The organism is Mesorhizobium sp. B2-3-11 (genome assembly GCF_006442215.1).
In the GTDB taxonomy this organism is placed as follows: Bacteria; Pseudomonadota; Alphaproteobacteria; order Rhizobiales; family Rhizobiaceae; genus Mesorhizobium; species Mesorhizobium salmacidum.
The window spans coordinates 1-12,787 of the sequence record NZ_VFVS01000022.1; the positions used below are offsets into that span (position 1 = coordinate 1).

General features: G+C 60.7%; 10 protein-coding genes and 1 other RNA gene. 5 read left to right on the top strand and 6 right to left on the bottom strand.

The features are described from left to right. Nucleotides 1-458: 458 nt before the first annotated feature. An RNA gene (gene rnpB / locus FJ960_RS25000) (RNase P RNA component class A) lies at nt 459-858 on the bottom strand. Between the two features lie 65 nt (nt 859-923). Continuing rightward, nucleotides 924-1,508, bottom strand: a complete 585-nt coding sequence (locus tag FJ960_RS25005; RefSeq protein ID WP_246672948.1) for a transglycosylase SLT domain-containing protein — start codon at nt 1,506-1,508, stop codon at nt 924-926. Here FJ960_RS25005 and FJ960_RS30000 point away from each other — a divergent pair. Continuing rightward, nucleotides 1,429-1,647, top strand: coding sequence for a hypothetical protein (locus tag FJ960_RS30000; protein ID WP_246672949.1), 219 nt, complete (start codon nt 1,429-1,431; stop codon nt 1,645-1,647). The two genes, FJ960_RS25005 and FJ960_RS30000, sit on opposite strands and share 80 nt — an antisense overlap. A 208-nt stretch (nt 1,648-1,855) precedes the next feature. On the opposite strand, the gene FJ960_RS25010 is transcribed toward FJ960_RS30000, so the two are convergent. From FJ960_RS25010 to FJ960_RS25020, 3 genes are all read right to left on the bottom strand, one after another. Continuing rightward, entirely contained in the window at nt 1,856-2,611 is a 756-nt protein-coding gene (locus tag FJ960_RS25010; protein ID WP_140502405.1) for an N-acetylmuramoyl-L-alanine amidase, read from the bottom strand. Continuing rightward, nucleotides 2,608-3,327 carry a DnaJ family molecular chaperone gene (locus FJ960_RS25015; RefSeq protein ID WP_140502403.1) on the bottom strand — a complete coding sequence of 240 codons (720 nt, stop codon included), beginning with the start codon at nt 3,325-3,327 and terminating at the stop codon, nt 2,608-2,610. The genes FJ960_RS25010 and FJ960_RS25015 overlap by 4 nt, the downstream gene beginning before the upstream one ends. A 149-nt stretch (nt 3,328-3,476) precedes the next feature. Then, nucleotides 3,477-3,689, bottom strand: coding sequence for a hypothetical protein (locus tag FJ960_RS25020; protein ID WP_140502402.1), 213 nt, complete (start codon nt 3,687-3,689; stop codon nt 3,477-3,479). A 184-nt stretch (nt 3,690-3,873) separates the two neighbouring features. Between FJ960_RS25020 and FJ960_RS25025 the strand changes: the two genes are divergently transcribed. The 4 genes from FJ960_RS25025 (at nt 3,874) to FJ960_RS25040 (ending at nt 11,160) form a co-directional block, all read left to right on the top strand. Continuing rightward, nucleotides 3,874-7,506, top strand: coding sequence for a hydantoinase B/oxoprolinase family protein (locus FJ960_RS25025; protein ID WP_140717564.1), 3,633 nt, complete (start codon nt 3,874-3,876; stop codon nt 7,504-7,506). A gap of 255 nt (nt 7,507-7,761) precedes the next feature. Continuing rightward, a complete protein-coding gene (locus FJ960_RS25030; RefSeq protein WP_140717566.1) occupies nt 7,762-9,024 on the top strand; it encodes a PIN-like domain-containing protein in 1,263 nt (420 codons plus the stop codon). A 175-nt stretch (nt 9,025-9,199) separates the two neighbouring features. Further along, nucleotides 9,200-10,498 carry a DUF3419 family protein gene (locus FJ960_RS25035; RefSeq protein ID WP_140717568.1) on the top strand — a complete coding sequence of 433 codons (1,299 nt, stop codon included), beginning with the start codon at nt 9,200-9,202 and terminating at the stop codon, nt 10,496-10,498. Beyond that, nucleotides 10,495-11,160: a class I SAM-dependent methyltransferase gene (locus tag FJ960_RS25040; protein WP_140717570.1), complete on the top strand. Its 666-nt coding sequence runs from the start codon at nt 10,495-10,497 to the stop codon at nt 11,158-11,160. Before FJ960_RS25035 ends, FJ960_RS25040 begins: the two co-directional genes overlap by 4 nt. On the opposite strand, the gene FJ960_RS25045 is transcribed toward FJ960_RS25040, so the two are convergent. After that, complete coding sequence (locus FJ960_RS25045) at nt 11,161-12,540, bottom strand: serine hydrolase (RefSeq protein WP_140717572.1); 1,380 nt, start codon at nt 12,538-12,540, stop codon at nt 11,161-11,163. Nucleotides 12,541-12,787: the final 247 nt, after the last annotated feature.

The window sequence follows — 12,787 nt, forward strand, 5'->3', positions numbered from 1 at the left end:
AAACCATCGAGGCAGCCGAATGCAAGAACTACTTCGAAAACGCCGGATACGCTTCCGTCAAAACATGAAAGACTCTAACTCTTTGTCTTTACGCAATTCCGCAAGGGAAAGCGCTACGCGCTTTTCCCGGGAAAGGCGCTACGCGCTTTCCCGGAATCGCTCTACGAGCCGAGGTCATCGGCTTCGATGTTGCGACGACCATGCAGCACGCGAAGAATTTCGGTCGCATCACCGCCGACCGGTACAAGGTGAGATATTCGCCGACAATCAGATGGCGGATACCCGGCGCTATGTCGTCGCGCGGCGCACCTGAGAAGGGACGCAAGGTCAGCAAATCCCAACGTCTTTCCAGCGCATCCACGAGGCGAAAAGTAGCGCCGCGCCCTTGGATCAGAAGCTGCACCCGTGGGGGCAACCTTCTGATACGAAACACTTAATCCTAGATGTAGCGGAGAGAAACTGCCAGCTGGCCTGTAAGCCGGGTTTTGTATGGCCCTCGCCCCTTGCGAGACGAGAACGTGGCGGCCATTCATCTTGGGCGCATGTTGCCATGCGCCTCACGCAACCTACCCGGGCGGTGAGCCGGAAACAGCCCTCGAGAGTTTCCCCTCGCACCGCCCCTATTCGGTCTTGCTCCCGGTGGGGTTTACCGTGCCGCTCCTGTTGCCAGTCGCGCGGTGGGCTCTTACCCCACCCTTTCACCCTTACCCCGACAAAGTCGTGGCGGTTTGCTTTCTGTGGCACTTTCCCTGGGGTCGCCCCCGCCGGCCATTAACCGGCACCGTGTCTCCATGGAGCCCGGACTTTCCTCACCCGCGGCCTTTCGGCGTTTGCGGGTGCGGCCGCCCGGCCAGCTGGCAGGGCGTATAAAGGGGTTCACACCACAAAACGCAACCAAAAAAGCCGGTCGTGACCGGTTCTTGTCAAGCCGGCGCGCCGACGGCCGCCAACTGAACCTTGACCTTGCTGCAGTAAGCCGCCGAAACCGGGTTCATCCGGGTGGCGCCATGGCCGGCATTGTATTTCAGGATCGTGCCGCAGGTCGTGCCACCGCCGAGGTCGCGCGCCATAGCGAGGTACTTCATGCCGTATTTGATGTTGGTGTCGGGATCGAACAGGCCTTTGGCCGACCCGCTGTAACCCATCATGCGCGCGGTTGCCGGCTTGATCTGCATCAGGCCGATCTCGCCGGCGCCGCCGACCATGTTCGGCCGGTAGTTGCTTTCGATCTGGATCACGGCGTTGGCCAGCGACACCGGAACGCCGTAGCTCGCCGCGTAGCGGGCGACAATCGCGGAATACTGGCCGCCGCTCGTCACTGCCGCGGTCGCCGCAGCGACGTTGCTGAGGCCGATCGATGCCGTCGTCATCATGTCCACGGTTTTGCGACCGCGCTTTGTCTGCCTCTTGGCAGAGGATTTCCTTGCCTTGGTCCAGCTTGCCTTTTCCACTTTCGCGGAAGCGGGCTTCGTCGTCGCCTTAGCACTCTTGCTGCTTTTGGCCGAAATGGCCTTGCCTTTGGCGGGTGCCGCGACGAAGCCCTGGTCGGCCCGCGGGCTGAACGGCGCGGCGTCGGCCGCACCGAAGGCAAAACTCATTACGCCGGCAGCAAGAGCTGCCGTTAAAACGGTCAATTTCTGCATGTGATCCTGTTCTGTTGGGACCGCGCGAAGATCTTCGCGTGGCATCGCTTGATCAATATCGGAACACCCGAGGGGCTGGACGTCCGACAAACTGTACGAAAAGCCCTTTGAAGCCCGATTTGGCGCCAATAAAGGCGGGGCAAGTCACTTTAAGTGACAGTTTGTAACTTTAGGGCCAGGGAGGATTACTTGAATCAGGAATTGACCCTGGGTCAACTCCTGACGGAAGCAAGCAGCTTCTGCAGTGTGCGCATCGTCGAGCCGTCGGCAACTCCGTCGATCCGGCGCGGCCGGAAATGCCGTTGGAAGGCCTCGACCACGACCCGTGTCCGATCGTCGAAAACGCCCGATATCTCGACACCATAGCCATAGAGCGACAGCATCGACTGCAGTGTCTCGACATCGGCACCGCGGTCGCCGGGCTTCAGCGCGGCTCCGCGCCTGACGGGAGAGGCTGGCACGAGATGGCCGACCCCTGCCTTGAACAGCGCGGCCCATGGAAACTTCTCGCCGGGATCAATCTTGCGGCCCGGCGCCACATCGGAGTGCGCCAGCACCCGCTCGGCGCCGATCGCATGCCGCGCGGCAATCCCCTTGCACAGCTCGATGACCGCCGTGATCTGACGTTTCGGAAAGCCGGGATAGCCCAGTGAATGGCCCGGATTGACGATTTCGATGCCGACCGAGCAGGAATTGATGTCGGTGCGTCCGAACCAGGAACTCTGGCCGGCATGCCAGGCGCGGTCGCTTTCCCGGACCATCTGCACGATATGGCCATTCTCATGGACAAGATAATGCGACGAGACTTCACTCGCCGGGTCGCACAGCCAGGCTTCGGCCCCGGTACCACTCGCCATACCGGTATAGTGCAGCACGATCATGTCGGGCTTCTGCGCGTCGCGCCTTGGCCCGAAATTCGGCGATACCCTGACCTCGGCGCTCGGCTCGTCGGGCAGGAAGCCGGTCATGCGTGCCGCAGGCCCCGCTCGATCATCTCATAAGCGGCGTTGATCGCCGCGACCCTGGTCGTCGCGATCTTGATGAATTCCTGCGGCAACCCGCGCGCGATCAACCGATCCGGATGGTTGTCCGACACCAGCTTGCGATAGCGTTTTCTAACCTCCTCGAACGGCTTGCCGCGCTCGATGCCGAGCACGACATAGGGGTCGCCTGCGCCAAGATTGACGTGCCGCGCCAAGATCGATTCGTAATGCGTTTCATCGATGCGGAAGATCTCGGCGATACGATGCAGGAAGATGCCTTCGCGCTCATGCACCAGCCCATCGGCCTTGGCGATGTGGAACAGGCCGTCGAGTATGTCTTCCAGCATCACGCAATTGGAGTGCCCGGAGCCGCAGAGCTGCGCCATGCGCTCGGCATAGGTTTCGAAACCGGCCACGTCCCGCTGGGCGAGATCGAACAGCCGCGCAACGTTGCGCGTCTCTTTCGGCGGCACTTCGAAGATTTCCTGAAAGGCGCGTACCTCATCCTGGGTGACGATGCCGTCGGCCTTGGCCATCTTGGCCGAAAGCGCGATCATCGCCACCGAGAAGGCGACGCGGCGGCGCAAGTCGGCGTCGCCGGAAAAAACCGTGCGCACAGCCTCGACCACATCGGCGACACCAGAGGTGGTTGAAGACGAAACCCGCGTGATGAAGTCGCCGAGGCGGTCCCAAATCGACATGGCCCGCTTCATAGAGCCAACCGATCCCCGCTATCAAGTCAATAACAGCCATCTGTCGGGTCTGTGAACGAGAGGCGCATTGCCGGTGCCTATGCGAGAAAGGCCGGCGTAGAGCCGGCCTCTCTCCCAAGGCACTTACTGCTTACAAACTACTGCGCGGGCGCAGGAGCAGGCGTTGCCGGAGCCGGCTCGGCAGGCTTGGTCGAATTGTCAGCCGGAGCCGCGGGCTTCATCGGCTGCTCGGCAGGCGGCGGATTGGTGCTCTGCGTTGTGGTGTTGTCGGTGCCTGTGCCGCTGTCGCTGCAGGCCGCGACGCCCAGCAGGGCAAGGGCGGACAGGGAAGCAAGAACGAGCTTTTTCATTACATCTCTCCTTCGACACACGTTCACGTTGCGGTGAACGGTCGAGACACAAATGCCCGAGATTGCCATGGGTTTCGTAACGTTGCATTTCCACCTGTAACATCAATGGCATGCAAGCGTTATTGCTGCCGACGCTTCGGCGCTTTAACAACGACACCGGAAATGGAATACCGGAGACAGCCGCATGACCGCGAAATGGGATTTCTGGATCGATCGCGGCGGCACCTTCACCGATATTATCGGCCGTGACCCGCAAGGTGGGCTGCATCCGCGCAAGCTGCTGTCTGAGAATCCCGAAGCCTATGCCGACGCCGCCATTCAAGGCATTCGCGACCTGCTCGGCCTTGACACGGTCGCCGCGATCCCGTCCGGCCTGATCGGCGACATCAAGATGGGAACCACGGTGGCCACCAACGCCCTTCTGGAACGCAAGGGCGACCGCGTCTTGTTGCTCATCACCAGGGGGTTTCGCGATGCGCTCAGGATAGCCTACCAGGCACGACCCGACATTTTCGCCAAGGAGATCATCCTCCCCGAGCAACTCTACGAGCGCGTCATCGAGATCGACGAGCGTGTGCTCGCCGACGGCTGCGTCGAACGGTTGCTCGACATATCAGCTTGCCGGCCGGCCATAGAACAAGCGAAAGCCGATGGCATCGATGCCGTTGCGATCGCCTTCATGCATGCCTGGAAATATCCTGATCACGAGAAGGCGGTGGCCAAGGTCTGCCGCAAGCTTGGTTTCGGCCAGGTCTCGGTCAGCCACGAGGTCTCGCCGCTGATCAAACTGGTCGGCCGCGGCGACACCGCGGTGGTGGATGCTTATCTGTCACCCATCCTCTCACGCTACGTACAACGGGTGGCGGGAGAACTGGGTGCGGCGGGAGAAAACGACGAATCCCCTCGCCTCATGTTCATGATGTCTTCTGGCGGCCTCACCGCCGCCGACATGTTTCAGGGCAAGGACGCGCTGTTGTCGGGCCCGGCCGGCGGCGTGGTCGGCATGGTCGAGACGGCGAAGCTCGCCGGTTTCGACAAGGTCATCGGCTTCGACATGGGCGGCACGTCCACGGACGTCGCCCACTATGACGGCGATTATGAGCGTGCCTTCGACACCGAGGTCGCCGGCGTGCGTGTCCGCGCGCCGATGATGCGCATCCACACCGTCGCCGCCGGCGGCGGCTCGATCCTGCATTACGAGGCCGGCCGCTTCCGCGTCGGACCGGACTCCGCTGGTGCCAATCCCGGCCCCGCCGCCTACCGGCGCGGCGGCCCGCTGGCCGTCACCGATGCCAACGTCATGCTGGGCAAGCTGCGGCCCGATTTCTTCCCGTCGATCTTCGGCCCCGGCCAGGACGCGCCGCTCGACGCGGAAACCGTGCGCGCGAAATTCACGGCTCTTGCCGCCGGGATCGGTGACGGCCGCTCGGCGGAAGCGGTCGCCGAAGGCTTCGTCACCATCGCGGTCGAGAACATGGCCAATGCGATCAAGAAGATTTCCGTGCAGCGCGGCTACGACGTCACCGAATATCTCCTGAACTGTTTCGGCGGCGCCGGCGGACAGCACGCCTGCCTGGTCGCCGACGCGCTCGGCATGGAGGCGGTGCTGATCCATCCCTTCTCCGGCTTGCTGTCGGCCTATGGGATCGGCCTGGCCTCGATCTTTGCCTCGCGCCAGCAGGCGCTGCTGAAGCCTCTCGCCGAAGAATCCAGAACAGAAATCGGCGGCCTCATCGCCACCTTGAAAAAGGCGGTGATCGCGGAGTTGGCGGCGCAAGGCATCGCCGAGGGCTCGGTTTCCACCAGGCCCGTACTGCACATTCGCTATGACGGCACTGACACGGCACTGCCGGTGAATTTCGAGGCAGACTCGATCTTCCAGGCCAGGCGCGATTTCGAAATCGCCCACAAGGCACAATTCGGCTTCGTTTATGACGACAAGCCAATGATCGTCGAGACCGTCGGCGTCGAAGGCACCGAAACCGGCCAGACCAGCGCCGGGGCCTTTGCGCCTGCCGGACCTGCAAGGGTCAAGTCAGCCACTTCCGATACCCGGCGCATCTACACGGAAGGCCGGTGGCGTGAAGCTGGCGTCTACCGTCGCGAGACCCTCGGACCGTCCAATCTGGTCGCCGGGCCCGCCTTGATCATCGAGCCGAACCAGACCATCGTCGTCGAGCCGGGCTGGCAAGCCGAAATCACCAACCTCAATCACGTTGTCATACGCCGTACGGAAAAGAAAGCGCGCGCCGCTGCCCTTGGCACCGAGGCCGATCCGGTGATGCTCGAAGTCTTCAACAATCTCTTCATGTCCATCGCGGAGCAAATGGGCGTGACGCTGCAGAACACCGCCTACTCCGTCAACATCAAGGAAAGGCTCGATTTTTCCTGCGCCGTCTTCGACCACACCGGGGCGCTGGTCGCCAATGCGCCGCACATGCCGGTGCATCTCGGCTCCATGGACCGTTCAGTCGAAACCATCATCCGGCTGAACTCCGGCGACATTCATCCCGGCGACGTCTTTGCCTTGAACGCCCCCTATAATGGCGGCACGCATCTGCCCGACATCACCGTGGTGACGCCGGTCTTCGACGATGCCCGGAAAAGCATTCTCTTCTGGGCGGCCTCGCGCGGGCATCATGCCGACATTGGCGGCACCGCGCCGGGCTCGATGACGCCGCTCGCCACCACGGTCGACGAGGAAGGCGTGCTGTTCGACAATTTCCGCATCGTCGACCGCGGAAAATTCCGCGAAAAGGAGCTGCACACGCTACTCACGGACCACCGCTACCCAGCCCGCAACCCGCACCAGAACATCGCCGATCTGAAGGCACAGATCGCCGCCAACGAGAAAGGCGTGGCGGAACTTCGCAAGATGGTGGGGCATTTCGGCCTCGACGTCGTCGAAGCCTATATGGGCCATGTGCAGGACAACGCGGCCGAGAGCGTGCGCCGCGTGCTGGAGCGGCTGCCGGACACGTCGGAATATGAATATCCGACCGACACCGGCCAAGTCATCAAGGTGAAGATCACCGTCGACCGGCAAAAACGCGAGGCGACCGTCGACTTCACCGGCACGTCGCCTGTCATGAAGAACAACTTCAATGCGCCCGAGCCGGTCGCCCGCGCTGCGGTCCTCTATGCGTTCCGCGTCATGGTCGAGGACATGATCCCGATGAATGCGGGATGCCTCAGGCCGATCAATATCGTCATTCCCGACGGCTGCATGCTCAAGCCCACCTACCCTGCCGCCGTCGTCGCCGGCAATGTCGAGACCTCGCAGCACGTCACCAACGCCCTGTTCGGCGCCATGGGCGCGATGGCCAACGCGCAGGGCACGATGAACAACCTGACCTTCGGCAACAAGCAGTATCAGTATTACGAGACGATCTGCTCCGGCTCGCCGGCCGGCCATATGAACTCCGGCCGCGGCTTTGCCGGTACCTCCGGCGTCCACACCCACATGACCAATTCGCGCCTCACCGACCCGGAGGTGCTGGAACTGCGCTTCCCCGTGGTGCTGGAGGATTTTCACATCCGCCAGGGATCCGGCGGTAAGGGCAAATGGAACGCCGGCGACGGCACCAAACGCACCATTCGCTTCCTCGAGAAGATGGAATGCGCGATCCTGTCCTCGCACCGCAACCGCCCGCCGCAAGGGTTAGACGGCGGCGGCGACGGCGAGGTCGGCTCGACCAAGGTGCGCCGCAACGACGGCACGGTCGACGTGCTGAAGGCTTGCGATCAGACCGTGCTCGACGCCGGTGAGGCCGTCATCGTGACCACGCCGACGCCGGGCGGGTTCGAAAAGACCTGAAACCGTTCACCGGGCTCACGTCTCCCGATCGCGTTCATCACATCTATTCGGCTTTTCCGTCGCTCAGGGTGTATCGCAAACGAAGGCAAGCAAGACAGCAGCCGTTTAGGATTCCGCCAAAGACACCGCAATTCGATAATAGCGAGTCGTCCAGACTATAAAAGACAATATTTCGAGGTCTTTTCCCTCTGAGTCTCACTTGCTTCAATGCCCACAGCGGTGTTGTAATGATCTCCATTCCGAGGGGGGCGTTGGATGCGGAAAATTTTTCATGGGTTCTACGAGCCCACAAAAAAGGAATTGGAAAAGATCTGGAAGACGGGCCTTCTGGTTCCTGATACCAATGTCCTGCTGCACTTATTCAGATTTATGCCTGCCAGGCGAGCAGAAGTCCTGGCCGCATTTAAGTCGTTCGGGGATAGACTGTGGTTGCCTCATCAGGCCGGTGCGGAGTTTCAGGCAGACTGGCGCGATGCTGATTCCACCAACAGAGCGGCATATCAGAAACTGAAAGATGAACTCCTAAAGAAACGTAATGAGGTTGAAGGGGCAATTGGCGCCTTTTCCAGATTCGATCCCTGGCCGCAGGGGTCCTCTATGGACGAAATCGGTAAATTCTTCGAGCGCCTGACCGTTGAAGTTGAAGTTGCCGTAAGGCAACTTCCTGACGCCCTCTCGGTTTTCAAGGATGTTACGAACATCTTCGATGGAAAAGTAGGGAATCAGCCAGCCGATATTGAACAGCGGCGGAAAGAAGCGCTGCGACGTTTCGAAGCAAAGATCCCCCCTGGTTATAAAGACAAGGGACGCCCGGGCGATTATCTAATTTGGGCTGAAATGAAAGATAAGGCAAAGGCGGCTCAGCTTCCTGTCATTTTTGTCACCGACGACAACAAGGAGGATTGGTGGGCGCGGCATGATGGCAAGACCTTTGGACCAAGACCTGAGCTTAGGCACGAGTTTTTCGACACAACAGGGCAGTTTTTCCATGTATATTCGCCGTCTCGTTTTTTAGCTTTTGTGTCTAGCGAGAACGAAGAACTTGTGTCCAAGGAAACTGTTAAGGAAATGGAGAGAGTTCAAGAGACAAGAGAGGCAGGAGGATCTCATAAGCAGTCAACATTATTTAGACACAGCGAAATGCTTAACATTGTTACGGTCCTCGCTATGCGGTCGGCTATAAGTGAGGAAGAAATTATAAAAATTGCCATGAAAATCACCAATGTATCAGGCAGAATTTCGGATGAAAAATCCCTTAGACTGGCAGGCGATGGTAATTTAGATGACTTTGACTTCAATTCTCTGAAAAATCATTTGGAAAAATTATCTGCAGAGGCTCATCAGATTTTCTATAATAAAAATGAAGACGATACAGAAAAAGTAAATACATGGCATGCCTTTCTGAAACTACTAGATTGTTTTTCTCGGAGAGAATATTGGGAACAGATTCCAAAGTTGATGGATGTAATCCGGTCAAACCGTGATGCGAACGACCTTTATCGCAGAAAACGGGGTTAGAAAGGTGCACCAGAACTGACATCGGGCTCTACGTTGCTCTTGCACCAGCCCAAATGGTGAAGCTGACGCCATCTACCCCCTTGCTGATGCGGTAAATGAACGCGGTGTAGCGCTGCTTGGCAAACGGTCGCGCTACACGTAAGGGAGGACGTCAACAGGCTGTCACCGGCCTGTCATGACCCTGCGTTACCCGCTTGCGCCAAAGCAAATGGGGAATCACTTTGCCATGACGGACGTCTCCGCAGATCTGGTTTTTCGCCGCGGCAAGGAAGTTGGAAAAGCCGTCTACCAGAACCGCGCGCTTTCGAAAGCCGGCATCTCCGAGCGGCTGTTTGCCTTCCTGTTTTCCGGTCTTGTCTATCCGCAGATCTGGGAAGACCCTGACGTCGACATGGACGCGATGCAGCTTGGCCAGGGCCACCGCGTCGTCACCATCGCCTCGGGCGGCTGCAACATCCTCGCCTATCTCACCCGCTCGCCGGCACAGATCGACGCCGTCGATCTCAACGCGGCCCACATCGCGCTGAACCGCATGAAGCTGGAGGCGGTTCGCCATCTGCCTTCGCAAGGTGACCTGTTCCGTTTCTTCGGTGCGGCGGACATGAGCCACAATTCCGAAGTCTACGATCGCTTCATCGCCCCGCACCTCGATCCGGTCAGCCGTCATTACTGGGAGCGCCGCAACTGGCGTGGCAACAGGCGCATTGGCGTTTTCGACCGCAATTTCTACCAGACCGGCCTGCTCGGCCTGTTCATCGCCATGGGCCACCGCACGGCGAAATTCTTCGGCGTCAACCCGGCCCGCATGATGGAAGCCAGGAACATCGGCGAACAGCGCCGCTTCTTCAACGAGGAGCTGGCGCCGGTCTTCGACAAGAAGCTTCTGAAATGGGCGACGTCGCGAAAAGCCTCGCTGTTCGGCCTCGGCATCCCTCCGGCGCAGTATGACTCGCTGATCACCTCCGGCGACGGCACCATGGCCAGCGTGCTGAAGGCCCGGCTGGAAAAGCTCGCCTGTGATTTTCCCCTGGAAAACAATTACTTCGCGTGGCAGGCTTTCGCCCGGCGCTACCCTGAACCGGGTGAGGCCGCCCTGCCCGCCTATCTGGAAAAGCACAACTACGAGACCATCCGCGGCAATATCGACCGCGTCGCCATCCACCATGCCAATCTGATCGAATTCCTCGCCGGCAAGGATGCCGGCGCCGTCGACCGCTTCATCCTGCTCGACGCACAGGACTGGATGACCGACGACCAGCTCAACGCGCTGTGGTTGGAGATCACCCGCACCGCCTCGGCTGGGGCCCGCGTCATCTTCCGCACCGCCGCCGAGCCGAGTCTGCTGCCGGGGCGCGTCTCGGCATCGCTGCTCGATCAGTGGGACTATCAGAACCAAGCATCGCGCGAATTCTCGGCCCGCGACCGCTCCGCCATCTATGGCGGCTTCCACCTCTATGTGAAGCGCGCGGCATGAGCACGACGGAGCTGCCGGCCAGCCATGCCGAACTGATGGACGGCGTCTACCGCTGGCAGCGCCATATCTACGACCTGACCCGCAAATACTACCTGCTCGGCCGCGACCGGATGATCGCGGGGCTGGACGTGCCGCAAGGCGGCACCGTTCTGGAGCTCGGCTGCGGCACCGGCCGCAACATCATCCTCGCCGCCCGCGCCTATCCCGACACCCGTTTCTTCGGCCTCGATATTTCGGCCGAAATGCTGGAAACGGCCGGCAAGGCAATCGACCGCGAAGGCCTCTCGGATCGCGTCACGCTGGCAAGGGGCGACGCCACCGATTTCGATTCAGAGGCGCTTTATGGCGTCGAACGGTTCGACCGCATCTTCGTATCCTATTCGCTATCGATGATCCCGGGCTGGGAGAAGACGGTCTCGGCAGCACTTGCCGCGCTGGCCCCGACGGGCTCGCTGCACATAGTCGATTTCGGCCAGCAGGAAGGTTTGCCGGGCTGGTTCCGCACCTTGCTGCGCGGCTGGCTGAAAAAATTCCACGTCACGCCGCGCGAATCCCTATGCGACGTTCTGGAATCGGAAGCCGAGCGAACCGGCGCAACCTTCCGTTTTCGCACGTTTTATCGTGGCTATGCCTGGCTGGCCGTGATCGGGCCACGGAGCTAGTTAATGCAGCGCCTTCACCAGCGTCCCCACCAACGCCTGCGGCCGATAATTGAGCTTGGCCGGCGTTAACCCGAGCCGCACCACCACCAATTGCTCGGATGGAATGATGGCGACGGTCTGCCCGTCATGCCCTTCCATCCAGTAAGTGTCCTTCGGCAGGCCGGCGGCGACGCCGGCACCGGGGTTTTCCTCGTCGCCCGGTGCTTCGATCCACAACTGGCCTTTGCCGTAGACTTTCGAGGCGGATGCCGGCTCACGCATCCAATCGACGAAGCCGGACGGCAGGACCTGGTTGCCATTCCATACCCCGCCCTGCAGCAGGAACTGGCCGAACCGGGCCCAGTCATGCGCCGTGGCGTAGAGATAGGACGAGCCGACGAAAGTGCCCTGCTCGTCGGTTTCGAGCACCGCGCTGTGCATGCCGAGCGGCTCGAACAGCGCCATGCGCGGCCACGTCAATGCCTTGGCCTTGTCGCCGATCGCGTCCTGCCAGAGGCGCGACAGCATCACCGCCGTGCCGCTGGAATAGGAAAACACCTTGCCGACCTCGCCGGTGAGGGGTTTGGAGCCGACAAAACCCGCCATGTCGGGTTCGAGGTAGAGCATGCGCGTCACATCGGCGACGTCGCCATAGTCTTCGTTGAACTCCAGGCCGCTCGACATCGCCATCATGTCGGCAAGGCTGATCGCGGCGCGGCCATCCACCTTCCAGGGCGTGAACAGGCCCTTGTTGTCGACCGCCAGCTTGCCGTCCCTGATCAGTGTGCCGACGATGGCGGCGTTCACCGTCTTGGTCATCGACCAGCCGAGCAATGGCGTCTTGACCGAAAAGCCGTCGCCATAACGTTCCGCTACGACCCGCCCGTTCTTGACCACGACGATCGCGCGCATGCCGGTGCCGGCCATCGCATTGTCCGCGACGATCTTCAAGATTTCAGGGTTCTGCGAGGCATCGACCCGTTCGCCCTCGGGCCACAGCGCATCCTGGCTTGTTGCCGCGGGTTCGGCATAGACCGCGGTGCGCCGCGCCTTGCCGACATCGCCGTCGGGAACCGAGGCGCAGCCCAGCCCGTCGCGGGCAACCGCCTCGCTCTTGCCGAGGAAACCAAGCAGGCCGGCCGACACCGTCCCCCGGTTCTTGTCGACGGAAACCCGCATCAAGCGCAGCAGCGGATGGCCGGGCGCCTGCACATCGACGGCCAGCACCTCGTTGGGGTCGCGCCCGGCGATGAAGACGTTGGAGCAGACGATCTTGGCCGAATAGCCCGAGCCGACGCGGATGAGTTCCGGCGGCGCGAAATAGAGCCAGGCAACCAGCGCGGCGATAGCCAGCACGATCAGGCCAAGCAGCCATTTGACGATCTTGACGATGATCCGCATCCATTGCCTCCAGACACTCGCCTGACGTTTATGTCATCGAATTGCCGCCATTGCTTCCGCAAAATCGGGGTTCTTGTCGAGCGCCATAAACCAGATATCAACCATGATCGGCGATCACAGGGATGCATGTCGCCCAAAGTGCGCAGCGGTTTTGCGACGACGACATGCACGAAAAACGAATAGGCTGGGCGATGCGTGGGGCGATCGCCTGGAGGGGGCCAGACCAACTTCGGCCATCAAGTGCACA